Annotated in this window: 22 protein-coding genes; 8 read left to right on the plus strand and 14 right to left on the minus strand. The window is 51.3% G+C overall.

The annotated features are described in order from the left end of the window. Positions 1-66 precede the first annotated feature (66 nt). From ACP5D4_RS10400 to ACP5D4_RS10420, 5 genes are all read right to left on the minus strand, one after another. Positions 67-1,680, minus strand: coding sequence for a 2-isopropylmalate synthase (locus ACP5D4_RS10400; RefSeq protein ID WP_428011559.1), 1,614 nt, complete (start codon positions 1,678-1,680; stop codon positions 67-69). 140 nt (positions 1,681-1,820) lie between these two features. Beyond that, the gene (locus tag ACP5D4_RS10405) at positions 1,821-2,342 is read right to left on the minus strand and encodes an NYN domain-containing protein (protein WP_428011560.1); all 522 of its coding nucleotides are present in this window, start codon (positions 2,340-2,342) and stop codon (positions 1,821-1,823) included. A 396-nt stretch (positions 2,343-2,738) separates the two neighbouring features. Beyond that, positions 2,739-3,377, minus strand: a complete 639-nt coding sequence (locus ACP5D4_RS10410; protein WP_428011561.1) for a response regulator transcription factor — start codon at positions 3,375-3,377, stop codon at positions 2,739-2,741. A gap of 167 nt (positions 3,378-3,544) precedes the next feature. Then, positions 3,545-4,069, minus strand: coding sequence for a (2Fe-2S) ferredoxin domain-containing protein (locus ACP5D4_RS10415; RefSeq protein WP_428011562.1), 525 nt, complete (start codon positions 4,067-4,069; stop codon positions 3,545-3,547). A 103-nt stretch (positions 4,070-4,172) separates the two neighbouring features. Continuing rightward, positions 4,173-4,319, minus strand: coding sequence for a hypothetical protein (locus ACP5D4_RS10420; RefSeq protein ID WP_428011563.1), 147 nt, complete (start codon positions 4,317-4,319; stop codon positions 4,173-4,175). Between the two features lie 81 nt (positions 4,320-4,400). On the opposite strand from ACP5D4_RS10420, the gene groES reads away from it, so the two are divergent. The 4 genes from groES (at position 4,401) to ACP5D4_RS10440 (ending at position 7,297) form a co-directional block, all read left to right on the plus strand. Continuing rightward, entirely contained in the window at positions 4,401-4,712 is a 312-nt protein-coding gene (groES, locus tag ACP5D4_RS10425; protein ID WP_428011564.1) for a co-chaperone GroES, read from the plus strand. A 100-nt stretch (positions 4,713-4,812) separates the two neighbouring features. Beyond that, a complete protein-coding gene (gene groL, locus ACP5D4_RS10430) occupies positions 4,813-6,450 on the plus strand; it encodes a chaperonin GroEL (RefSeq protein ID WP_428011565.1) in 1,638 nt (545 codons plus the stop codon). A gap of 247 nt (positions 6,451-6,697) precedes the next feature. After that, positions 6,698-6,961 (plus strand): DUF433 domain-containing protein, encoded by a 264-nt coding sequence (locus ACP5D4_RS10435; RefSeq protein ID WP_428011566.1) that lies wholly within the window; start codon positions 6,698-6,700, stop codon positions 6,959-6,961. Beyond that, positions 6,962-7,297 carry a DUF5615 family PIN-like protein gene (locus ACP5D4_RS10440; protein ID WP_428011567.1) on the plus strand — a complete coding sequence of 112 codons (336 nt, stop codon included), beginning with the start codon at positions 6,962-6,964 and terminating at the stop codon, positions 7,295-7,297. It abuts the gene before it with no gap. A gap of 708 nt (positions 7,298-8,005) precedes the next feature. Here ACP5D4_RS10440 and lysS read toward each other — a convergent pair. From lysS to ACP5D4_RS10475, 7 genes are all read right to left on the minus strand, one after another. After that, entirely contained in the window at positions 8,006-9,583 is a 1,578-nt protein-coding gene (lysS, locus tag ACP5D4_RS10445) for a lysine--tRNA ligase (RefSeq protein WP_428011568.1), read from the minus strand. 141 nt (positions 9,584-9,724) lie between these two features. After that, entirely contained in the window at positions 9,725-10,069 is a 345-nt protein-coding gene (locus ACP5D4_RS10450; RefSeq protein WP_428011588.1) for a slr1659 superfamily regulator, read from the minus strand. 101 nt (positions 10,070-10,170) lie between these two features. Continuing rightward, positions 10,171-10,752, minus strand: a complete 582-nt coding sequence (locus ACP5D4_RS10455; RefSeq protein WP_428011569.1) for a slr1658 superfamily regulator — start codon at positions 10,750-10,752, stop codon at positions 10,171-10,173. A gap of 21 nt (positions 10,753-10,773) precedes the next feature. Further along, positions 10,774-13,317: an ammonium transporter gene (gene amt / locus ACP5D4_RS10460; protein WP_428011570.1), complete on the minus strand. Its 2,544-nt coding sequence runs from the start codon at positions 13,315-13,317 to the stop codon at positions 10,774-10,776. 187 nt (positions 13,318-13,504) lie between these two features. Continuing rightward, positions 13,505-14,935, minus strand: a complete 1,431-nt coding sequence (locus ACP5D4_RS10465) for a PP2C family protein-serine/threonine phosphatase (protein ID WP_428011571.1) — start codon at positions 14,933-14,935, stop codon at positions 13,505-13,507. Positions 14,936-15,079: 144 nt separating this feature from the next. Continuing rightward, complete coding sequence (locus tag ACP5D4_RS10470) at positions 15,080-16,099, minus strand: class I SAM-dependent methyltransferase (protein WP_428011572.1); 1,020 nt, start codon at positions 16,097-16,099, stop codon at positions 15,080-15,082. Between the two features lie 120 nt (positions 16,100-16,219). Beyond that, positions 16,220-17,263 carry a fatty acid desaturase gene (locus ACP5D4_RS10475; protein WP_428011573.1) on the minus strand — a complete coding sequence of 348 codons (1,044 nt, stop codon included), beginning with the start codon at positions 17,261-17,263 and terminating at the stop codon, positions 16,220-16,222. 282 nt (positions 17,264-17,545) lie between these two features. Here ACP5D4_RS10475 and ACP5D4_RS10480 point away from each other — a divergent pair, with 282 nt between their 5' ends. The 4 genes from ACP5D4_RS10480 to ACP5D4_RS10495 all read left to right on the plus strand — a co-directional run bounded on the left by ACP5D4_RS10480 (position 17,546) and on the right by ACP5D4_RS10495 (position 21,989). Then, positions 17,546-18,229 (plus strand): class I SAM-dependent methyltransferase, encoded by a 684-nt coding sequence (locus ACP5D4_RS10480; protein WP_428011574.1) that lies wholly within the window; start codon positions 17,546-17,548, stop codon positions 18,227-18,229. Positions 18,230-19,061: 832 nt separating this feature from the next. Beyond that, entirely contained in the window at positions 19,062-21,287 is a 2,226-nt protein-coding gene (locus ACP5D4_RS10485; protein ID WP_428011575.1) for a cation:proton antiporter, read from the plus strand. Between the two features lie 58 nt (positions 21,288-21,345). Next, positions 21,346-21,597, plus strand: coding sequence for a hypothetical protein (locus ACP5D4_RS10490; RefSeq protein ID WP_017661598.1), 252 nt, complete (start codon positions 21,346-21,348; stop codon positions 21,595-21,597). 20 nt (positions 21,598-21,617) lie between these two features. Beyond that, positions 21,618-21,989 (plus strand): clan AA aspartic protease, encoded by a 372-nt coding sequence (locus ACP5D4_RS10495; RefSeq protein ID WP_428011576.1) that lies wholly within the window; start codon positions 21,618-21,620, stop codon positions 21,987-21,989. 56 nt (positions 21,990-22,045) lie between these two features. On the opposite strand, the gene ACP5D4_RS10500 is transcribed toward ACP5D4_RS10495, so the two are convergent. Beyond that, positions 22,046-22,387 (minus strand): XisI protein, encoded by a 342-nt coding sequence (locus ACP5D4_RS10500; RefSeq protein ID WP_428011577.1) that lies wholly within the window; start codon positions 22,385-22,387, stop codon positions 22,046-22,048. Between the two features lie 495 nt (positions 22,388-22,882). Next, complete coding sequence (locus ACP5D4_RS10505; RefSeq protein ID WP_428011578.1) at positions 22,883-23,470, minus strand: Uma2 family endonuclease; 588 nt, start codon at positions 23,468-23,470, stop codon at positions 22,883-22,885. Between the last annotated feature and the right edge of the window lie 5 nt (positions 23,471-23,475).

A 23,475-nucleotide genomic window follows, 5' to 3' on the forward strand; every position in this document is an offset into this window, starting at 1 on the left:
TACGGGAACCTGGCTGCTCCCAAGCCCCGTCGCTTTAGCGCGGGGTCAGTGACAGGACTCTCGAGGCTAGACGCGGCTCGTCACCGTCGGTTCCGCTTGAGCTGAAAACGAAGGACTTTGCATCGCACCGTAGAGACGATTCAAGGCATTGACGTAAGCGTGTGCTGAGGCGACGATCACATCCGTATTCGCCGCATGGCCGGAAAACACGCGGCCTTCGTGGCGCAATCGCACCGTCACCTCACCGAGGGCGTCGATACCCGCCGTCACGGACTGAACCGTGTACTCGATGAGTTCGTTGGGTAAATCGATAATTTGATGGATGGCTTTGTACACCGCATCCACGGGTCCGGTTCCCAAAGCGACGGCGGTTTTTTCTTCGCCGTTGGGAGCGCGAAGCGTCACCGTAGCTGTGGGACGCAATCGATCGCCACAGGAGACTTGCGCCAATTCCAATTTATAGAGTTCCGGCGGTTGCTGGATTTGGTCGTTAACGATCGATTCCAAATCCCAATCAGTAATTTCCTTTTTGCGATCGGCAAACTTCTTAAAATTGAGAAAAGCCTTATTCAACTCATTTTCCGAGAGGTCGAAACCCAACTCTTTCAATCGACTCTTAAAGGCGTTGCGACCGGAATGTTTGCCCAAAACGATTTGGTTTTCGTTCACCCCAATGGACTGAGCGTCCATAATCTCGTAGGTGAGTTTATTTTTGAGAACGCCGTCTTGGTGAATCCCCGACTCGTGGGCGAAAGCGTTGGCGCCGACGATAGCTTTATTGGGTTGGACGAACATCCCCGTGAGGTTCGACACCAACCGGGAGGTTTTATAAATTTCGCGGGTGTTGATTTGAGTCAGGGGTTCTTCGGACTCCGCCGGACGCCCCAAGAAGGGATTGAAATACTGTCGCCGCACGTGCAACGCCATCACCAACTCTTCTAAGGCGGCGTTCCCCGCTCGTTCGCCGATACCGTTGATGGTACATTCGAGCTGACGAGCGCCGTTTTTCACGGCTTCGAGGAAGTTGGCCACAGCTAAGCCGAGGTCGTTGTGACCGTGGACGGAGATAATGGCCTTGTCGATATTGCGGACGTTTTCTTTAATCCCGCGGATCAGGGCGCCGAATTCCGTGGGTGTGGTGTAACCGACGGTATCGGGGATATTCACGGTGGTGGCCCCGGCGTCGATGACGGCTTCGAGGACGCGATACATAAATTCGGGGTCGCTGCGTCCGGCGTCTTCTGGGGAAAACTCCACGTCGTCGGTGAAGGTTTTGGCGTAAGCCACCATTTCCGGGGCGATGGCCAAGACTTCTTCGCGGGTTTTGCGGAGTTTGTATTGCAGGTGAATATCCGAGGTGGCGATGAAGGTGTGAATCCGCTTGTTGGCGGCGGGTTCGAGGGCTTCTCCGGCGGCTTTGATGTCGCCTCGGGTGGCGCGGGCTAAGCCGCAGATGGTGGGGCCGTCGGGGGTTCCGACTTGTTGGGCGATGGTTTGGACGGCCTCAAAGTCGCCGGGACTGGCGAAGGGAAATCCGGCTTCGATGACATCGACGCCGAGACGGGCTAGTTGTCGGGCGATGGTGAGTTTTTCTTCTTTGTTGAGGGTGGCGCCGGGGGATTGTTCGCCGTCGCGCAAGGTGGTATCGAAGATGATAATTCGATCTTGAGAGTCGCTCATGGTGTTCCTCCTGTGAGGGGAATATATAGCGGTGAAACTCTTGAGGTGGGGAGATTGAGGGAACGGGACGAGGTGAGGGGTTCCAGCCAAGATCGCCCCGTTTTCTCTGTGGGTTTGGCCCTCTAGATTGTCAATCTAGGTTAGTAATCCAGTTTCTCGATTTTCTCGCGAATGTCGTTGAGGTCGATGTAGCGATCGGTGGCGTTTCGCAGTTCTCGGGCGATCATGCCTTCGGTGGAGACGACGGTAATGTGGGTGTTTTTCGATCGCAGCAGTTCGATAGCCCGCTCGAAATCCCCGTCTCCGCTAAATAACACCACTCGATTGTACTGGTCGACGGTGTTAAACATATCTATAACAATTTCAATGTCTAGATTGGCTTTTTGGGAGTAGCGACCGGAGTTGTCGTCGTAATATTCTTTAAGGATTTTAGTACGGACGGTATAGCCGAGGCTGATGAGGGCATCGCGGAAACCCCGTTGGTCTTGGGGGTCTTTGAGTCCGGTATACCAAAAGGCGTTAACGAGGGTGGTGCTGGCGTGTTCGTGTTTGAAATAGTCGAGAACTCGTCGCGGGTCGAAAAACCATCCGTTTTTTTGTTGGGCGTAGAACATATTGTTCCCGTCAACAAAGATGGAGAGACGATCGGTGTCATAAATCATGAAGATGTATACCTGGTTTATGCGTAGTTTAGAGGTAAAATTTACGGTAGGTTCGCGGTCTTCAGTGTAAAGTTTAGAGTGCAGAATGCCGAGTGATACGATCTGGCGGTCAGAGTATCTTAACTCTTCACTCTTGTCTCTTCACTGTTCCCTGAGAAAGGCGAACCGATGCTACATAGAAGAGTCGCGATCTTCGTCGCAGGTTGCGATCGAAGACGAACGCTCTCGGTCGCGGGCGATCGAAGCTGGCAACCGACGAGATCGGCCAGCTTAACATTTTGACAAATATAATACGACGGGAGGCTCGGCTTCAACTGTAGCGCAACTGTAATACGCACAGCGCCAGATTCGCCCGTACTGCGATCTGACGCTGGATTCCCAGAGTGCCAATGTGTTTTAAACCATATTGGTTTCGATCGCCCACCGCGCCAGTTCGGTGCGGTTGTGGAGTCCTGTTTTTCCGAGCATATTGGAAACGTGGCTTTCGATAGTGCGCTGGCTAACGTTCATTTCCAGGGCGATTTCGCGGTTAGCCATGCCTCGAGCCACCCACTGCACGACTTTCAACTCTGTCGGCGTCAGTTCCACCCCGGCGCGCACTTTCAACGGCGGTGCGTTGTCGCTTCCGGCCAGTTTGCGAGCCATCAGTCGCGAAGCTTGGTTGAGGGCGGCTTCGACTTGCGCCACCAACTCATCCGGCTCGAAGGGTTTGACCATGTAAACGTCGGCTCCGGTGTTCAAGCCTTTCACCCGGTCTTGGCTTTGTCCTTTGGCGGAGAGGAAAATCACGGGAATCCAGCTCGTCCGGGGGTCTTCCCGCACGTGTTCGACGAAGGTATAGCCGTCCATTTCCGGCATCATCACGTCGCAAATAATGAGGTCGGGGAGCTTTTCTTCGAGGAGTTCTAGGGCTTCCCGTCCGTTTTCGGCGGAGATGACTTCGTAACCCCGAAATTCGAGAAAATCTTTGACCAATAAAATTAAATTTGGGTCGTCATCAATGAGAAGTAATCGTTTGTTGCTGCTAGTCTTCATAGTGAGCGATCGATGTCCGAGAAAATTATAGAAATCTCAGTATTTTTGACGGCATAGCTTGACAGAAGGCCGACCAGCGAAGGTCGAGGCTGAAACGACGGTGCTTCGCCACTTCGACTCGCTCGATCGATCTCCATGATAACCCAGCTTGGCAGCCCTGTGGTCGATTAAGGGGTCGCGGTTTCCGGGGGGGCGTCCGTGTTTTTGACGGGAGGAGAGACATCGGTAGGATGAGGTGTCGGTGTATCCGGAAGCGGCTGTTGCAAAAAGGCGTATTCTTCGACGACGCGGCCGCCGAGGAGGTGTTCTTGGATAATCCGTTCGATGACGGGAGGGGTCGCGCCGCGATACCAAACGCCATCGGGATAGACGACCAGAACGGGGCCCTGAGTACACACACGCAAGCAGTTGGCTTTCGTCCGGAAAATACAGGTAGGTCGATCGTCAGTGGGGCGATCGAGTTTCAATTCTTTCAAGCGACGTTTGAGGTAATCCCAGGCTTCGAGTCCTGCGGTTTTCGAGCAGCATTTAGGTTGGGTTTGGTCGGCGCAAAGTAGGATGTGGCGCTCGATCGCTCTCAAGCCGAGGCTCTCGATACAGTTGGACAGAGAGGCCGAACAGCCCTCGGCATCGTCGCGGTTAGCAGAGGCTTTGGGGGGGATAGTTTGATTTTCAACGGTCGGGTCGGACATTTGCAGTGCGATCGCTCTCAAACGCAGTCGTTCTCATTGTAGTTCGGAAACCCGTACTGCCCAACGAGTTGCCTCGAGCGAATTCGCTCCGCTAAATTAGCACTCAGGAGTTGAGAGTGCTAATTCGCCAAGTGCGAGGTCTCAACTTCAGGCACGACACCCGTGTTTCCGAAGTATCGGAGAGGGGAATCGTCGCCGCCGCAGCTTGAAGTTTGGGCGATCGAACGCCGCGCCGCACTATTCGCCGCATTTATAGTTCGATCGCCGACAAACCCAGCTCGATCGATTTCTCGAAAAGTGTAACGTATCTGTAAAATTTGGAGAATTCCCTATGGCAGCCGTATCTCTGAGTGTTTCCACCGTCAAACCGCTAGCCGATCGCGTTTTTGTAAAGGTGAGTCCCTCGGAGGAGAAAACCGATGGCGGCATCTACCTGCCCGACGTCGCTAAAGAAAAGCCCCAAGTGGGTGAAGTCGTGCAGGTGGGCCCTGGCAAACGCAACGACGACGGGTCTCGTCAAGCAATGGACGTCAACGTCGGCGATAAAGTCCTCTACTCCAAATACGCTGGCACGGACATCAAACTCGGTGGCGACGAGTTCGTGCTGTTGTCTGAAAAAGACATCCTGGCGATCGTCCAGTAAATCGCTGAGGGTTTCGACCCCAACGGTTGACCCGTTGCCTTAACCCATCACTCCCCTCAACTATCGACACACATCGCGAGATTTAACGAAGTAGGAAACTATGGCCAAACGGATCGTTTATAACGAAAACGCACGTCGCGCCCTCGAAAAAGGCATGGATATCCTCGCCGAATCCGTTGCCGTAACCCTCGGCCCCAAAGGTCGCAACGTCGTCCTCGAGAAGAAATTCGGTGCGCCCCAAATCGTCAACGACGGGATCACCATCGCCAAAGAAATCGAACTCGAAGACAACATCGAAAACACCGGTGTTTCTTTAATTCGTCAAGCCGCGTCCAAAACCAACGACGCCGCTGGAGACGGAACCACCACCGCGACGGTTCTGGCTCACGCGATGGTCAAAGAAGGTCTGCGGAACGTGGCGGCGGGTGCCAACCCCATCGCCATCAAACGGGGGATCGATCGCGCCACGGCTTACGTCGTAGACAAAATCAAAGAACACGCTCGTCCCGTCGAAGACTCCACCGCCATCTCCCAAGTCGGCACCATCTCGGCCGGTAACGACGAAGAAGTCGGTCGCATGATTGCCGAAGCGATGGACAAAGTGGGTAAAGAAGGGGTCATCTCCCTCGAAGAAGGGAAATCCATGACCACCGAACTGGAAATCACCGAAGGGATGCGCTTCGACAAGGGCTATATCTCGCCCTACTTCGCCACCGACACCGAGCGCATGGAAGCGGTTCTCGACGAACCCTTTATCCTGCTGACCGACAAGAAAATCAGCCTGGTTCAAGATCTGGTTCCGGTTCTCGAACAAGTAGCGCGGTCTGGCAAACCCTTACTGATTATCTCTGAAGACATCGAGAAAGAAGCCCTGGCGACCCTGGTGGTCAACCGCCTGCGCGGCGTTCTGAACGTGGCGGCGGTTAAGGCGCCTGGTTTTGGCGATCGCCGTAAAGCGATGCTCGAAGACATCGCCGTTTTGACCGGCGGTCAAGTCATCACCGAAGATGCGGGTCTGAAGCTGGAAAACGCCAAAATCGATATGCTCGGCACCGCTCGCCGCATCACCATCACCAAAGACAACACCACCATCGTCGCCGAAGGTAACGAAGCGGGTGTGAAAGCTCGTTGCGAGCAAATCCGCCGTCAAATGGAAGAAAGCGATTCTTCCTACGACAAGGAAAAACTGCAAGAGCGGTTGGCGAAACTGTCCGGTGGCGTAGCTGTCGTGAAAGTCGGTGCGGCGACGGAAACGGAAATGAAGGATCGCAAGCTGCGCCTGGAAGATGCCATCAACGCGACGAAAGCCGCTGTTGAGGAAGGTATCGTTCCCGGTGGCGGTACGACCCTGGCTCACCTGGCGCCGCAAGTGGAAGACTGGGCGACCAGCAACCTGGCGAACGAAGAGTTGACGGGTGCGCTCATTGTGGCTCGTGCGTTGACTTCTCCGCTGAAACGGATTGCGGAAAACGCGGGTCAAAACGGCGCGGTGATTGCCGAGCGCGTGAAAGAGAAAGATTTCAACGTTGGTTACAATGCGGCCAACGGTGAGTTTGGGGATATGTTCGATGCGGGTATCGTCGACCCGGCGAAAGTGACTCGTTCGGCGACTCAAAACGCGGCTTCGATCGCGGGTATGGTGTTGACGACCGAGTGCATTGTGGTTGACAAACCCGAGCCGAAAGAAGGTGCTGGCGCTGGTGCTGGTGCTGGTATGGGCGGCGATTTCGATTACTAAGTCGATTACGAAGTCGTTTGACTTTGTCGCTTGCTAATTAGTTAGTCGAGCGGGTGGGCGGAGGCTCACCCGCTTTTTTTTGTGTGGGGTTGGTAAATTTCATGAAAATCAAAAATATCATATAAGATTAAAATTGAATATAAAGTTTCCGTAGGGTGCGTTAGCGGACTAGAAAATTTCGCTGACATCGAGCCTATGAAACGGCCTGGGTAACGCCCCCATTCTAAGTGACGTTAAATTGAAAACAATGGAATTTTTAACCGTCAATCGAAATCGCTGGAAAGGCATTGAAAAAACATCGGGAGTTTGTGGCGATCGCGCTTGTATTGCCGGAACTCGCATTCCTGTTTGGGGTTTAGTTCAAGCCAAAAAATTAGGATATACTGAGGAAAATTTATTAAAAAGTTATCCCAGTTTGACTCCCGAAAACTTAGCAGATGCTTGGGCGTATGCAGAAGCCTTTCCAGATGAAATCGCGCGAGATATTCGAGAAAACGAGGATGCTGAATAGATGGCGCGTTTGTACGCAGACGAACAGTTTCCACAACCGGTTATCGAACGCTTACGAGCCAAAGAACACGATATTTTAACTGTTCGAGAAGCTGGACGTTCTAATCTGAAAATCCCCGATGCAGAAGTCCTCGCATTTGCGACACAAGAACAACGGGCGGTTTTAACCCTCAATCGCGTTGATTTTATTAAGTTACATTATCAGTCTCCCGAACATTCAGGAATTATTGTTTGTCGTGACGATCGAAATTGGGATGCTTTTGCCGATCGCATCGATATAGCGATTCGATCGTTTGAAACATTATCGAGTCAACTGATCCCTGTCAACCGCCAGTAATCAATTTACTAAGTTGGGCTGAGGAACGAAACCCAACACCTAAACTGCTTGTTGTTGGACTTCACAACCTTCAAACCAACTCAGGCTGAGATTTTAATGTTTTGTATTAGACAATAACAAACAATTTTTGAATTGGATCGAATTCAATACTGAAACTCAACCGCCAAGAGAGCAACGCCTTCCTTGAAACCATCCTCAATCCTCTTCCACCGAACGACGCCCTCAAGGAAGCCCCTAAACGATATGGGTCTTCGGAGATTAGGGTGTAATTTGTAAATTGGAATACAAAATTTGGGTAGGGGCGCATCCCCCCTTCGCCCCCTATCCCCCCCAACCCCCCTTTCAAAGGGGGGCGAAGGGGGGATAACCAGGTATAAAATATGCTTATCACCTCAAACTCCGAAGACCCAACGATATCATAAATATCGAGTTCAAAAATATCTAATTTCTGAGGATTGTTGTCAATTCGATCGCGTCAACAATTCTAGCGATTGTTGGGTTCCACTCCGTTCCAGCCAACCGACTGTTCAATCTGTTTCAACCAGAAACGCGACGGATTCTTTTTCCTCCACAAACCTCTGTGTTCTCTGTGTCTCTGTGGTGAAGAATTGTCGAAACTCAGTTGGAAATTCTCTTTCCTTCAACTCCAACAAAAAACCCGGTTGTCAATACCAACCGGGTTTCTCTCAATCTCATTCAAACCTCAACTCAAGCGGCGTTCGCCACATCTCGCAGTCGTTGCACCACGAACGACTTCTCGAGATAAGAAAGCAAATTTCCCGCTTTCGGTCCCCGCTCTTTCCCGAGGAAGGAGTGATACACCGCCGGAAATGCTTTTTTCGGAGCTAATCCCAAGGCTTTCGAGGTGGAGAAAATCTCGGTTTGTAAAGCTTCCCCTTCCCAATCCTCGAGATTCTCTAAATTTTCCGCCAACTGAGTCAAATACTGAAGTTGTTCGGCTTCGAGATTTCCCGCCGATTCGGGGATTTCGTCGAAATACAACACCAGTTTCTCTTCAGGATCGGCGTAGTCGTCGAGCCATTTTTGCGCGACGCGAATCCGCTCGTTTACGACTTCCCAATCGGTTTCGCTGAGGGGTTTTTCGCTGCGTTTTTCCACTTCCGCTTTGATGTCCAGGTGCGGCACTTGCAGAAGGGAAATCAAGGTGCTGAAATCGAAGGGCTGATAGGTGCGAACGTCGTCGCCGACTTGGGAATAGTACAGGGCTAGTAAGTCTTTGCTTAATTTGGGATTCTCTTCGCGTTCGAGGAGTTTTTCGTATTTCTCGATCGCACTGTCGTAATCCCGAAACAGCCGCGTAATGGTTTCGTAATTCGGCGAGAAATTAATCGCGGTTTTCGGCTGCGTTCTCAACATCAAAAAGCGCAACAGTTCCGGCGGAAGCAATTCGGCGATTTCCTTAGCACTCGCCCCCACCCCTTTCGAGGAACTCATCTTGGTGCCGCCAACGAGAATAAACTCGTAAGGAGAGTGATAAGGCGGTTTTTTGCCGTACACTTTGCGGTAAATGGCGTTGGCCACATCTCTGGAGCCGCCTTTTTGCGAGTGGTCTTTCCCAGCGAGTTCGATGGTGACGCCGAGAAGATCCCATTTCGCCACCCATTCTACTTTCCAGGGAAGTTTTCCGTTTCCGTCGAAGGGAGACACCCAACCGGAATGGCCGCAACCTTCGACGTAACTCATGGCGTCCGGTTTGCAGGTGTAGAACACCTCTTTTCCGTTGTAGTCGCTGACGACGGTGGTGGCAATTTTGCCGCAGTTTTCGCAGATGACTTGAAACGGATACCAGTTTTCAGCGCGATCGGCGTTGCTGACTTGTTTGTAGGCTTCTCGAACGAGATGGGCGTTTTGTAGGAATCGATCGATATAGGGATTGAGTTTCCCCTGGCGGTACAAATCCCGCAGATAGTAAATTTGCGGACGAACGCCGAGATAGTCGAAGACCTCGAAAAATTCCGAACTGTAATATTTCGCGTAATCGCTGGCGCCCTCGCCGGGAGAGGGGACGTTACAAAGCGGTTGTCCGAGATAGGGGGCGAATTTCTCGCGATCGAGATATTTCGGCACTCCATCGAGGGCGTCGTAATCGTCGATACCGTATAAAAATTTAACGGGCTTCTCGGCACGCTTGAGGGCGCGGTAGATGACATCGTGAACGATGACGCCGCGCAACGATCCCACGTGAACCCGCCCGGAGGGGGTTTTGGAGTCGTTGACGACTTGTTCGCCTTGCGTGCTGGCGGCAATTTTATCAGCCCAAAACATAACCGAATCGCTGTTACGCTCAAAACCTTCTCAGTTTAGCACCGCTGCTTGAAATTTCCAAATCGCGATCGCTCTTTCAAGGTTGAAATTTCCAAATCGACTCAAAATGGCGCTGCTATCTCGATCTCTCTCTCCTATCGCCTATTCCCATTCCAGGGTTAGCGACGGCATCAAACGCTGGAGGTTTTTCAAAGATTTCCCCTGCCAGGGAATGGATTTCGAGCCGCGCACGATGGTGTTAATAGTTTTTTTGTGGCGGACTTTAATCACGAACTTGGAGAGCATGCTAATGCCGGAACTGTTGAGAAATTCCAGTCCTTGTAAGTCGAGAACGATTTGCGAGGGTTCGCGATCGACCACTTCCTCGAGGAGTTCGGCAATCGGCGCGTACTCTGCCATCCCACTCAAGCGAAGCGAGCCTTGGCAGTATACCGTGTTCGTGTCCGGCTCGTACCAGATGCGATAGTCGTCTGTCTTAATTTCCATCATGGGTTGTAAACGTTCGGGGGCGTGGGGAGACACCGTTCGCGCACGGTATCGAAACAACGGGTAAAACCAGCGTCAGTGTATTATGTCACGCGATCGATTCACACGGGCAGTTCTACCATCGTCGTGACGGTCATGACTTCCGGTTCTTTCTGAACCGTTTCAAACTTCCATCCCAGTCTGGCCATATAATCGCTCATCATGGTGAGATATCCCAGGCGAGAACTAGTTCCGGTTTCGTCCAGGGCGTTTTTTTCGAGCTGGCGCACGTACATTTCTTCAGGATCGCACGAAACGAGTTCTTCGAGATAGCCTTGAAAGCCCTTCACTTTCTGGGGAGGAATGCTGTTGGTGGTAAAAAACATCAAGCGTTCGGGATGTAGTTGCAATTGAATGCTAATGGGATGGGAACAGTTTTCGTCGCTGAACTTCATAGCGTTTTCGAGAAGTTCGTTGGCGATAAAACTCACAGCCCCTTTAATTTCCGCCTGGCGGCGCATGGAGGCGGGATTGTCTTCGCTTCCTAAAAAGAAGGTGGTGAGGTAGTCCGCCATAAAATCCGCCGACAAGCCGTTATTGCGCCAGCGTTGTTTGAGGGGAACCGAACTCGGAGAAAACCCGATGATGAGAAACTCGGGGCTATCGGGTTGTCCCTCGTTGTAATCCCCAAAAATTTGTGTCATGTCGCAAAACTCCCGAACCCTCTACATCTCTTTTGATAGGCTTGCCGTTGCGTTCTGAAGCAAGGCGGTGTCGCACCGCTGTTTCATCACCAACAAGGTAATATCATCGTAGACCTTTTGTTGGCTGATATGGCGTCGCAGGTCTGCGATCGCCGCCCGTCGAATGACTTCTGCCCGTTCGTGAAGGTGGCGTCGCACGATCGCGCAGAGGCGATCGAGTCCGTAAAAATTCCCCGCTTCATCTTCGGCTTCAGTAATGCCATCGGTGTACAAGACCACTACATCTCCGGCGTTCAGTTCGACGGTGGTTTCGTCGATAAAGTCGGCAACGCTGGCTTCCAAACCGATGGGAAATCCCAAATCGATAGTATCGATGCGTTCGACATCTCCGTTAGCGCGAACGATAAGGATTTCTTCGTGTTGTCCGCTGACGCGCAACCGTCCGTTTTCGTAATCGAGTAACGATAACGTCAAGTTGCGATCGGAATCCATGCGCTGCACGTTTCCGTAAATCGTGCGGTTGAGGATGTCCAGAAAACGTCGAGAATCGCTTTCTTCGCTTTCTAACAAGGTACGAACTGCGGTTTGCACCATCAACATCAACACGCCACTTTCGAGGCCGTGGCCGGTCACGTCGCCGATGCCGATTTTAACCTGTCCGTTGCGACAAAGCACGTCGTAATAATCGCCGCCGATTTCCGTAGCCGGTTCCATGTACCCGGCGATATCTAACTCCAAAATTTGTTGGAGTTCCCGTTCTTTGGGCAACAACATCTGTTGCAGGCGTCGCGTAATGTCAATTTCGGCTCCCAAACGTAGGTTTTCCGCTTTCAGGCGATCGTTGAGTAGCGTAATCTCTCGGTTCGCTTGAGCTAACGCTGCTTCGGCCTGTTTGCGTTCGCTGATATCGCGAAAAATGCCCGTGTAAAAGATGTGGTCTCCGACGCGGACTTTCGTGGCGGTGGCTTCGAGGGGAACGTCGAACCCTTCCGCGTGGCGTCCGACGAGTTCGGCCCGGCCGTCGTACAGCAGTTGTCCGAGGGGACTGTCGGCGGTTTCTCGGCCGTCTTCAGGCGTCAACAGAGACAACAGGGGTTTTCCGAAGAGGTCGTCTCGGAGATAGCCGAAAATGGTCTCGCTGCTGGGGTTGGCGTTAGTAATGGCTAAGGTGTCGGGACAAAAGGTCAAAATGGCATCGCTGGCGGTGGTGACGATGGCGTTGGTGCGGTTTACGGCGTCTTCGAGGGCGTCCATGACTTCGTTGTACCGCCGTGCGATTTGTCCGACTTCTGTAAAGGGTTCGACGGGAACCCGCATACTCAAATCTTGGTTTCGCGCCTGGGAGTCCATGACTTTGAACAGGTCGTAAATTTCGGTTTTAGCGCGGTGTTCGGAGACGTTGAGTCCCATTTCTTCCTCTTCGGGAGAGACTCGCAGAGGAAAATGGCGGTTGCAGAGGCGCAGAAACAGATAGGTAATGCCAAAGGCCCAGATTCCGGCGACGGTAACGCCGAGGAGTTGTACGGCCACCTGTTCCCAGCGTGTCAAGCCAGTTTCGATGAGGGTCAAATCGCCGAACAGGCCTAGGGCGAGGGTTCCCCAAATGCCGCCGCCGAGGTGAACGGGAACGGCGTCTACGGCGTCGTCGATGCGAAAGCGTTCGAGGACGGAACGGGTGGCGAGGGTAACGATTCCGCCACCGATACCGATGGCGACGGCGGCTGGGGTGGTGACGACGTCACAACTGGCGGTAATGGAGACTAAGCCGGCGAGGGAACCGTTGAGGAGCAGTTCGACTTCGGGGACTTGGTGACGGGACCAACTGTAGAGGAGGGCGGTGACGAGGCCGGCGACGCCAGCGAGGACGGTGTGAACCATAATTGCGGCGACGCGATCGCTCAAGACGAGGGTACTACCGCCGTTAAAGCCGAGCCAGCCCAGCCAGAGGAGCATGGTGCCGAGGACGGAGAGGGGCAGGTTGGAGCCTTGAATTTTTTCGGGGGTTCCGTCGGGGAGGAAGCGGCCGACGCGCGGTCCGATGACGAGGAGTGCGGCCAGGGAAATCCAACCGCCGATGCTGTGAACGACGCTACTTCCGGCTAAGTCGGTAAAGCCCAGTTGTCCGAGCCATCCGCCGGCGAGGCCGTCGGCTTTCAGGTTCCAGGCCCAATGGCCGAAGATGGGATAGATGAGTCCGGAGGTGAGACAGGAGACGAGGAGATAGGCGCTAAATTTCATGCGCTCGGCTACGGCGCCGGAGACGATGGTGGTGGCGGTGCCGCAGAACATGGCTTGAAAGAGGAAAAAGGCGGCCAGTTGTGGGGCGGATTCGATCGTCAAAAAAAAACCGCTCGTTCCCACCCAGCCGAGATGAGACATCCCGAACATGAGGGCGTAGCCGAACGCCCAAAATAGCGAGACGGAGATGCCGAAATCGGCGAAATTTTTGACGGCGACGTTGATGCTGTTTTTCGATCGCGTCAGGCCGGACTCCAAACACATGAATCCGGGCTGCATCAGAAAAACCAACCCGCTACAGACCAAAACCCAAAGAATATCTACCACCGGATACCCGCTCCCTTCACTCCCGACGTGATGGATGGTGGAGGCCAGGAATGAAAACGAACCTAGAGATAACACGGTTATTTAACACACAAATTCGGGTTAAGTTCTGGTAAAATTTTTACATAAAGTGTGCCTGCCGTCACGAAAAGGCTGAAAATTTCGATCGCCATCGTCGATTTTTTCGGATTTAGGGCTTTTGTTTTAAAACCAGCAGGGTGATGTCATCATAGACTTTTTGCCGACCGATGTGTTGTCTGACATCGGTTACGATCGCTTGTCGAATTTCTCGGGCGCTTTTATCGGCGTGACAACGGGCGACTTCACAGAGGCGATCGATCCCATAAAAGTTGCCGTCTTCGTCTTCGGCTTCGGTGATTCCGTCGGTGTAGAGAATGGTGGTATCGCCGGGGTTTAACGCTACCGTAATTTCACTGATAAAGTCGCCGATTTGTGCGTCGAGTCCGATCGGAAATCCTAAGTCGATGGTGTCGATGCGTTCGAGGTGGCCGCTGCGTCTGAGGATTAAAACTTCTTCATGTTGTCCGCTCAACCGCAGTTGGCCGCCGCTACCGTTACTCGAGTAGTCGAGGAGTGCTAGGGTGAGGTTGCGATCGGAATTCATCCGCTGCACGTTGTCGAAAATGGTTTGGTTGAGGGTACTGAGAAATTTGACGGGATCGGTTTCTCGGGTGGCGAGTAAGGTTCGGACGGCGGTTTGTACCATAATCGTCAGGACGCCGCTTTCTAAGCCGTGGCCGGTGACGTCGCCGATGCCGATTTTGAGACCCGTTTCGTGGGGAAGAATGTCGTAGTAGTCTCCACCGACTTCGTCGGCGGGTTCCATGTATCCGGAAATGTCTAAGGTTTGAACGCTTTTGAGTTCGCTGTCTTTGGGAAGCAGCATTTGTTGAAGTTTTCTGGCCACGTCTACTTCTGCCCCCAATCGCAGGTTTTCGGCTTTCAGTCGCTGGTTGAGTTCGGTGACTTCGGCGTTGGCGCGATCGAGTTCGGCGGTGCGTTCTTGAAGGAGGTGGGTGGCGAGTTCGTAGAGGCGAGCTTGGGCGATCAGCAGTTTGTGAACGTCCAGCAACCGATAGGTTTGTGGGGCTAGTTCGACCACGATCGGCTCGTACAGCAATTCGGGCGATCGCTGCAAGCACTGACGAGCGGCGTCGAACACTGGGGTATTTCCGTTGGCGTAGAGAATCTTGGTTTCGATGAAGTTATACAGCGATCGCAACGGCCGTCTGGAAAACAGTTCGATGCCGTAAGGTCGGCTCATAATTTCTAAAAAGCGACGGCGAGAAACCATGCCGATAAAATTTCCCGTTTCGGTTAAAATTGCACCGGGAACGAGAGAGTTTTTGGCAAAAGTTTCCACGAGAACGTCGCCGGGGCGATGGACTTCAATGGTTAAATCGTAAAGGGATAAATCTTTCAGCCGGGAGTTAAGATTTAAATCTTCTAAGGAACTCCCGTAAAACTCTGAAAGGGGTTGAGATTCTAGCATAACCAGATCGTCATCTTTGTTGGATGTCGGGGCGAGGAGAACTGTCGAAGTCGTCAGATACGCCAAACCGCGAAAGACACTCCCTTCCCGGCAAGCGATCGCCCCCATGTTGCTGGTATGATGGCGACGCCAGAACTCAGGCGTTTGGTCGAAAAGAAAGCGACTCGTGTTTTGAGGCTCCCGTCGTTACCGCGAGATTTCAAAAAGGTTAAAATTAGATAAATCGAATTTAAAGAAAGATTTAAGAAATAGTTAAGGAAGATGTTGCAAGTTTGCAAAAGGTTGTTCGGGGGATGGTTGAAGGGTCGAACCTTTCGGTTTAACCGCCACCAATTGCACGTTCGACGTCCAAACTCCCACTTTCGATCGTAACAAATCAAATCCCGTAAACAGACTCAACAGAGCAACATTTCGTAACGGATCGAACAGCGACGCGAGGCGCGGTTGCTGAGTCTGATGTTGCAGCCAATGGTGATAGGATAAAATCCAAAAGGCATGGGATGGCAGGGCTTTAAAGGAACCCACCGTCAACCCAGCATCTTCGACGAGTCGCGTTAAGGTTTTGCGATCGAACAAATTCCAGTGACGGGGAAAATGATAGCCGCCCCAAAAACCATCGCGGAACCAGTTCGCATCCAACCCTTCCGTATTCGGCGTTTCCAAAATCAGCCGTCCCCCCGGACGCAACAACCGTCCCAAACAGCGTACCGTCTCAGTGGGATTCGCCACATGTTCGAGAACTTGCAACAACACGATGACATCAAAATAGTTTTCCGGTAACTCGTCGGCCACATCTTCGAGGCGTCCGTAAAACCCTTGATAGCCCTCGGCGTTGAGGCTGTCGATGGCCTCGGCATTCATTTCAATGCCAAACAACTGATGCTTGGCTAACCCGAGGCGGTGCAACATTTTGAGATAGCGTCCATTTCCACAGCCGACGTCCAAAAATCGCAAGGCGCGTTTCTTCTCAAAAGGCGCAATCCACGATTTCACCTTTCCCGCATCCAACCAGTCTTTCGCCCGTCGCGCGATGGGATGCACTGATTTATCGTAGTTGTAAGCGTAGTAATGGGGCGGGTAAATCCGCGATAACTCTGCTTCTGTAGGACGGGGATTGAGATAGATATTCCCACAGGTCTTACAACGCACCATTTGAAAGACATCGTTCGAGGTGTCGTACTCGTAGTCTTTCCCAACGGCGTAGGGATACCAGTTATCCGCACCGCAAACGCCGCATCGCACGAATTCCAGTTGAAGCGAAGAAGAGGACATGGGGAGATGGGGAAAATAGGGAGAGGGGGAGCTTTCAGAGAGGGGGAGAGGGCAAAAATACTCGGTGCGTGGCGATCGATCGATCTCGCGTTCGACACCCTACTTTTCAAGTCACGCACCCTACGGACTGTTGGCTGTTCGCTGTGAAAGGGGTAGAGAACGGACGACGCGCCATAAAAAGGCGAGATAGCTGTGGCGAACGGTGATTTCGGCGCGATCGCGGATGAGGCGATGAGCTTTGGCTAAGTTGTAATGGGGCATCGACGGCCAAAGATGATGTTCGGCGTGATAGTTCATGTGATGGGGCGAAAATATCTGGGCTTCCCACCAAGGCGGACGAAAGGAAATTAATCGTTTGAGATCGCAAGTGTCGTCAGGATAGGCTAACACGGCATGATCGCAAAAGGCGCGAATTTCGTCGGGAACGAAGACGAGAAAGAAAATCGGCGCCACCCACAGCAGTAAATACGCCCAAACGGGAAGCGGCGACAGCAAAAACGCTAGGATTAACAGCGGTTGCCATAACAAGACTGGAATTCGCTGTTGGAAATATTCTCCGAGAAGGCTTCCGGTTGGCGGTGTGGAGGTGCGATCGCTGGAGATTTGAGTTTCTGGCGTTTGAGGGTTGTGATTCGAGGCGTCGAGGAGTTTTCCGAAGGGCGTCACCTTCAATACAGTTTTTCCGAAGGTGGCGAATCCGGAACAGTACAGCAAAAACTGTAGTGGAGAATTTTTCCCGGCGAAGGTATGTAGGTAGCGATCGGGATCGTCGGGAGTTCCCATGTAACGATGGTGGTTGAGGTGGTTGCGTCGGGCGTCTTCGAGTGCCATGAACATCGGACCGTACACCAACCAGCGGGCGAGGTTATCGTTAAGGGAACGGTTGGGGTGTAACGCGCCGTGAATGGCGTCGTGGGCGAGGATAAAGAGTTTGTACTGACTGGTTCCCACCAGCACAAACGCGGCGATATAAGTCCAAATGCTGGGAATTGTCGCCACGAGAACTAATCCGACGAGAACGATCAGCCAATCTAGGGCGAGTTCTCTATAGGCTCGTTTGGGTTGCACCGCCAACCACTGGCGGACGTATTCGATGGGGACGGATTGGCGAACCTGCCGTTCGAGTTCGGGCATTGTGGCGGGTGGGGGCGCTGTTGCAGTCATGGGGTTCGGCTCCTCAAGACACCGGGTTTAGTCTTTGTGGCGAAATGCAAGAGCATTACGGTTTTGTATCGTACAATCTCGGTGTCCGTTGGGTTTTTATACACAAATTTGTGTTTTTGTCAAGTTTTTTGGGGAGAGAGCTGAATTGGTTAGAACTCCGGTATGGCAGAGATCTCTAGATTTCACTCGAAAGTGGGGGAGTGGTTCGGTAACTTGTAAACATATCGTTACATAATTGTTACATAATACATAGAACAGTTGTTTCGATCGAAATTGGGAATTATGTCCGATCGCACCCTAAAACGCCGACAGTCCGAAATCCGTCAAATCGCTATCGGCAATCCAAAAGACGGACATCCAGCAGGCTGGTTCGAGCAAGTTTACGCCACCGCCTGCGGAGACGCCGCCGCCATTCCTTGGGCGATGAGACAGCCGAATCCCTATCTCGTAGAGTGGTTGAACGACACAGACACGGACGGAAACGGGAAATCGGCACTCGTCATTGGTTGTGGTTTGGGAGACGACGCGGAAGCGTTGGCCAAACGGGGATTTCGCGTGACGGCCTTCGACATTTCCGAAACAGCGATCGCGTGGTGTCGCCAGCGGTTCCCCGATTCATCGGTCAACTATCAGGTTGGCGATTTATTCGCCTGCGATGAGTCTTGGAAACGCGCCTTCGATTTCGTATTTGAATCGCGCACGGTGCAATCTTTGCCCCTGAAACTCCGTCGAACCACCATTAACACCCTGTCGGAGTTTGTCGCTGACAGCGGTACGCTGTTAGTCGTAGCCAACCGCCGCGATACGGAAGCCGAACCCGACGGCCCCCCCTGGCCGCTTTCGGATTCGGAGTTTCAACTGTTTGAGACTTGCGGGTTAAGTGAAATTCGCCGCGATTTATTCAAAGGAAATACCCGTCCGACGGTTCGCGTTGAATATCGTCGCGTCGGGGCAGCCTCCTGTTAAATTGGCTCGCGTTTCGCTCGCGTTTCAATCGTTTGAATTCAAAGGTCTCATCGATTGTAACTGGGGGCTTGTACGTTGCTCGACAACCTTTTTCAGGAGTGACGCACGGGTCGATCGAGAAACCCGGTTTTTATGACGACCTTCACGGAAAATAACGGAATGTCGTCAAATAGCGGCTTTCTGGCTAAGTTCTAATTTTTAATGTTTTTTCGGGATAAATCTTGAAGAATTATCCCTTTTTTTGTTTTTAATTTTGGGTTTTCTGAATTTTAGTTAATAAGCGGTTTTATACAGTCTTCTACCCAAATTTTGTCTTCAAGTCAACAAATTACACCGCAATCCAATAAGATCCTTTATTATTTATTTTACAGATTTGACATGGGTCGTCTTAAATCAACAAACTCAAGCAAATTTCGACCTAAAAAACGAACAACAATCAGGTCGTTAAGTTTGGAACGAGAAAGGTTACTGCTGTGAAGAATCGTTGTACGTATAATCCCCCGAAACGGTTAGCCGTCAAACCTCCTCTTGCGGTGACTCGTCCTGTGACCGATCGAAGAACCCCGGCATCTTGGAGATGCGGGGGGGGGTTAGATAGGTGCATCTCATTTTTGTAAATTGGCATGAGTCCAGGTATCTTCAAGATATCGGACATCTGAAACGGGGGAGATTCAAGATACCCAGTTTCTCAAAGGGTATATTTGAGCAACTTTGAGATGGACTCGGTGGGATGCAAAAAGTCTCAAACTTGGTCGATGGCATTACAATTTGGAAAGACAGTCGAAAAAAACGCCCGTCAACCATTTCTGGGAACTGCAATTTTTAACCACTAATGGCAAGCGAACACAACTTCATACTCGAACTCACCACCGTTCTCGGCGCATCTGCTTTCGGTGGCTACGTCGCCAATCGTCTGCGTCAACCGGTTCTTCTGGGCTATCTCGCCAGCGGCCTCGTCGTCGGCCCCTTTGGCTTGCAACTGGTTCGCGATACCGTTCAAATTAACGCCTTAGCAGAAATGGGCGTGGCGTTTTTGCTGTTTGCGTTGGGGGTGGAATTTTCCCTAGCCGAACTCAAACGAGTCAGAGAAATCGCCCTGAAAGGAAGTTTGTTGCAAATTGGCTTAACGATAACACTGGGGGCGTTGATTTCGATCGGCTTCGGTTGGGCGGGACAGATTACCCAAGGGGTATTTTTAGGAGAGATTTTGTCGCTGTCATCGACCGCCGTCGTCCTGAAAACCCTGACCGAACGCGGCGAAACCAATACCCTACACGGTCAAGTCATGTTAGCGATTTTAATCGTACAGGATTTGGTGTTGGGGTTGATGTTAGCTCTCTTACCCGCCCTCGACGCCCCGGAAAACCTGGTTTCGGCACTGTTGGCGGCGGTATTGAAAGCAGTATTGTTTTTTACAGCGGCGTTTGTGGTGGGGCGATGGTTGGTTCCTCCGGTGATTCGCTACGTGGCGGCGACGGAAAGCAGCGAACTGTTTTTGTTGACGGCCATCGCCCTCTGTTTGGGGGTGGCGTTGACGACGGCGGCGTTAGGGCTTTCCATCGAGATGGGGGCGTTCGTGGCGGGGTTGATGTTGGCAGAACTCGATTACGCCGATCGCGCTTTGTCAAAAGTTTTGCCGCTGCGGGATACGTTTGCCAGTTTGTTTTTTGCTTCGATCGGAATGTTAGTCGATCCGGTGGTGCTGTGGGACAATCTCGGCAGTATTTTGGCGTTAGTCCTGCTGGTGATGGTGGGAAAAGCCGCCATTGTTTTGCCCATCGTCCTACAGTTTCGCTATTCCTTTAAAACGGCGGTTATCGCTGCCTTTGGACTCAACCAAATCGGGGAATTTTCCTTTGTATTGGCGTTGGAAGGGAAAGAATTTGGACTTCTCAATGCCGAACAGTATTTGTTGTTGTTGGGAACCACGGCGATTACGTTAGTTTTAACGCCCATCGGGATGCGGTGGTCTCCTACAATTGCCGATCGATTGGCCAAAATACCGCTGTTTTCCCAATTGTTGCAACGCTTTGGGTCGGACCGGCAGTTTTTCAGTCCGGAAACGATTCGAGATCATGTTGTGGTGGCGGGATACGGACGGGTGGGGCAGGTGTTGGTGAAAATCCTGCGAGAACGGGGTTATCAGGTGTTAGTGATTGAAAACAGCGAAGCGGCGATCGTGAAGTTGCGATCGAACCAAATTCCCTATATTTTCGGGGACGCCGAGTCGGGATTCATTCTCGAAAAAGCTCATTTGGAAAAAGCCAAAGCCCTCGCGATCGCCCTTCCCGATCCCACCAGTACCCGCTTGCTTCTCAAACGCGCTTTGGAATTCGCCCCGGAACTGGACATCGTAGTCCGTTCTCACAGCAACCCGGAAATCGACTTGTTAGCCCAGTTAGGGGCGCGAGAGGTGGTACAACCCGAGTTTGAGGCGGCGTTGGAAATGGGAGGACATATGTTAACGACGTTGGGGGAAAATATGTCCTCGATTCAGCTTTCGATTCGCAAAATTCGCACCGATCGCTATCAGAGTATTCGATCGGATGCACGCCCCATCAGCGAACGGGATATCGATACGGCTACCGAACAGCTTCATAGTGAATGGGTGACGATTCCCGAGGCGTCACCGCTGCATTGGATGACGTTAGCGGCGGCGGATTTGCGGAATTTGACGGGGGTTACGGTGATGGCGATCGAACAGGGAAACGATACGTTATTTTATCCGAAGGGACAGACGACGTTACGGACGGGCGATCGCCTGTTGGTGGTGGGGAAACCGGAGGAAGTGTTGGCGTTTTACGAGGTGTTGGAAGGGCGGCGATCGATCGATGGCGGTTACAACCATTGGGTGACGCTGACGGACACTTCGCCGCTGGTGGGAATGACGCCCAACGGAATTTACAACGACTATCAAACCCAGGTGAAGGCGGTTCGTCGCCACGGGAAGTTATACAGTGTTGACGACGATATCGAACTGGAATCGGGGGATTGTTGTTTGTTAAGCGGCGATCCCGAACGGGCGGAGTACGTGGCGGAATTGGCGATGCGGGGTTGAGGGCGATTTGTCCGTTGGATTTGTACGCTAGAAAAGACCGGGAATTGAGGACGAGGCGATGACGGTTCGAGAACCCCGATATAGCAAAGAAGAATTTGCGCGACGTGGCGAACAACTCTACGAGATGCGAGTGCGATCGCAAGTGGAAGCGGGAAATCGCGGAAAAATTGTCGCGATCGATATCGAGACGGGGGCGTTTGAACTGGCGGATACGACGGTCACGGCGATCGATCGACTTTACCGACGATATCCGAACGCTCAGCCTTGGGTGGTTCGCATCGGACATCGTACTGTTTATCGTTTTGGTTGAAATCAACTTCAGAAGCCCCAATGATGTTAGGGTTCGTTAATGAAAATCGCGAAGCGATCGTGCGAATTGCTGTTGGTGGTTTGGATTCTCCAAAGCAAATGGTGGATGCTGTTATCGATACAGGTTTTACAGGTTTTTTATCCTTGCCGCTATCGACAATAAGAGCGATTAATTTACCTTGGAGTTTTCGAGACTACGGGACATTAGCTGATGGCAGTGACGTCATCTTCGATATGTACCTCGCTACCGTCATTTGGAACGGACAAAGCAAAATTGTAGACGTGGCGGCCTCAGAAAGCGATCCATTAGTCGGAATGAGCTTACTCTATGGCTGTAATGTTCAAATTGATGTTGTTGAGGGAGGGACGGTTAGGATTGAATCGCTCAGTTAGGAAGCAGAATTAGCGATGCGGGGTTGAGGGCGATTTGTCCGTTGGAACGGGTGCGGTTAAGCGGATGCAAACCCGGTCAATTTACGGGTTTCTGGCGCGTGAAAGGCTAAAACAATGTCGCTTTTCGGAACTCCTTTTTCAAGGAGATCGTTGGCAATTCCCGTTTCTGTGTTGTCTTCTTCAATCCAAATTTTTTGATTTTTGAGGCGAACGCAAATGGCAATTCCTCGAACTCGTTCGTCTCCCGCCCAGCCTGTTTGAAGCCAAATATAGGTATCGTGTTCTTCGTCAAAGGATAAAACGCTTTCTACACCGGGTTCGGGAGATTGAGAAACGATTCGATCGTACTCGTGTAAAATTTCTTTGATAAACTCTCGATACTGTTTTAGTCTATCCATTTTGCAGTTGCGATTTTTGTGTAATTGAATCCTCGAAAACACCAATATCGTAGGTTGGGTGGAGGAACGGAACCCAACATTCCAACCGTTTTTATTTCAATTAAACTCTCAATTTCATTCCATCGCTTCCCGCACGTCATCTAAAGTTAAATCGAGAGCCTCAGCAATTTGTTCGGAGGTTAAACCCAGGTCAACTAACTTAGATACCGCTTCTAATTTATTCGCACGTAATACAGATTCAATATTTGTGTTGCTACTTTTTTGTTATTATCTTCTATATTGGAATGTCCAGAATTACCATTCCAAGCCTCTAAACTATCAGCATTAGAACAAATATTTAAATGACCCATTTGAACTGGATTTATTAAACTTGAATAATAGCTGTGTAAATTCTACGTTTTTTAAATTCTTAGAAATCCAGGCAAATTAGATTTGCTTGATAAAACAACCAAAGAAAAGACAGTTTAGAAGTTGGGTTTCGTTCCTTCACACAACCTACAGCTCGGAACTTTCAAGCTTAACGTTGGCGTAAATGTCTCGCAACGCTAACTCAATATCCATCGAGGCTAAATTTAACGCATCATCTTCCGATTCGTAATACGTAATCGACCATTTTCCTTCATCTCTTTTAACATACTGCTCCAAAGAATAGCGATATTGGTTGATAACGAGATATTCTTGGAAACTGGGGAGCGATCGATAATAATCAAACTTATCCGTCTTGTCGTAAGCTTTCGTCGATTTCGATAAGACTTCCACAATAACAGACGGATTTAAAATTGTATCTTGGCGATTTTCATAGTATTCTACATCCCCAGAAACCACCATTACATCGGGATAAGTGAAGAGGTTGTGTTGGGGAATCCACAGGCGCACATCACCGGAAAAGACTTGTGCGTTTTTACCTTGCAGCCCAAAAAAGAGATAGGCAACCATTGCAACCACAATTGCATTGTGATTGGTCGTTCCTCCCGTCATTTCAATCAACTCTCCATCACGATATTCGTGTTTGATTTCTGAAGATTCTTCAAGGTTGAAATAGTCTTCTAGAGAAGTTTTTTGAACTGTCGTGTCGAGAACCATAAATG

Source organism: Baaleninema sp. (genome assembly GCF_049974805.1).
In the GTDB taxonomy this organism is placed as follows: Bacteria; Cyanobacteriota; Cyanobacteriia; order Cyanobacteriales; family Geitlerinemataceae; genus Baaleninema.

Bases quoted from the DNA above. Each gene is read 5' to 3' on its own strand.
- ACP5D4_RS10405 (WP_428011560.1), bottom strand. From the start codon at position 2,342: ATGATTTATGACACCGATCGTCTCTCCATCTTTGTTGACGGGAACAAT.
- ACP5D4_RS10410 (WP_428011561.1), bottom strand. From the start codon at position 3,377: ATGAAGACTAGCAGCAACAAACGATTACTTCTCATTGATGACGACCCA.
- groL (WP_428011565.1), top strand. From the start codon at position 4,813: ATGGCCAAACGGATCGTTTATAACGAAAACGCACGTCGCGCCCTCGAA.
- ACP5D4_RS10495 (WP_428011576.1), top strand. From the start codon at position 21,618: ATGATGTTAGGGTTCGTTAATGAAAATCGCGAAGCGATCGTGCGAATT.
- ACP5D4_RS10490 (WP_017661598.1), top strand. From the start codon at position 21,346: ATGACGGTTCGAGAACCCCGATATAGCAAAGAAGAATTTGCGCGACGT.
- ACP5D4_RS10435 (WP_428011566.1), top strand. From the start codon at position 6,698: ATGGAATTTTTAACCGTCAATCGAAATCGCTGGAAAGGCATTGAAAAA.
- ACP5D4_RS10470 (WP_428011572.1), bottom strand. From the start codon at position 16,099: ATGTCCTCTTCTTCGCTTCAACTGGAATTCGTGCGATGCGGCGTTTGC.
- ACP5D4_RS10500 (WP_428011577.1), bottom strand. From the start codon at position 22,387: ATGGATAGACTAAAACAGTATCGAGAGTTTATCAAAGAAATTTTACAC.
- ACP5D4_RS10480 (WP_428011574.1), top strand. From the start codon at position 17,546: ATGTCCGATCGCACCCTAAAACGCCGACAGTCCGAAATCCGTCAAATC.
- ACP5D4_RS10400 (WP_428011559.1), bottom strand. From the start codon at position 1,680: ATGAGCGACTCTCAAGATCGAATTATCATCTTCGATACCACCTTGCGC.
- ACP5D4_RS10455 (WP_428011569.1), bottom strand. From the start codon at position 10,752: ATGACACAAATTTTTGGGGATTACAACGAGGGACAACCCGATAGCCCC.
- ACP5D4_RS10505 (WP_428011578.1), bottom strand. From the start codon at position 23,470: ATGGTTCTCGACACGACAGTTCAAAAAACTTCTCTAGAAGACTATTTC.
- ACP5D4_RS10420 (WP_428011563.1), bottom strand. From the start codon at position 4,319: ATGCGGCGAATAGTGCGGCGCGGCGTTCGATCGCCCAAACTTCAAGCT.
- ACP5D4_RS10475 (WP_428011573.1), bottom strand. From the start codon at position 17,263: ATGACTGCAACAGCGCCCCCACCCGCCACAATGCCCGAACTCGAACGG.
- lysS (WP_428011568.1), bottom strand. From the start codon at position 9,583: ATGTTTTGGGCTGATAAAATTGCCGCCAGCACGCAAGGCGAACAAGTC.
- ACP5D4_RS10465 (WP_428011571.1), bottom strand. From the start codon at position 14,935: ATGGGGGCGATCGCTTGCCGGGAAGGGAGTGTCTTTCGCGGTTTGGCG.
- ACP5D4_RS10485 (WP_428011575.1), top strand. From the start codon at position 19,062: ATGGCAAGCGAACACAACTTCATACTCGAACTCACCACCGTTCTCGGC.
- ACP5D4_RS10440 (WP_428011567.1), top strand. From the start codon at position 6,962: ATGGCGCGTTTGTACGCAGACGAACAGTTTCCACAACCGGTTATCGAA.
- ACP5D4_RS10415 (WP_428011562.1), bottom strand. From the start codon at position 4,069: ATGTCCGACCCGACCGTTGAAAATCAAACTATCCCCCCCAAAGCCTCT.
- ACP5D4_RS10450 (WP_428011588.1), bottom strand. From the start codon at position 10,069: ATGGAAATTAAGACAGACGACTATCGCATCTGGTACGAGCCGGACACG.
- groES (WP_428011564.1), top strand. From the start codon at position 4,401: ATGGCAGCCGTATCTCTGAGTGTTTCCACCGTCAAACCGCTAGCCGAT.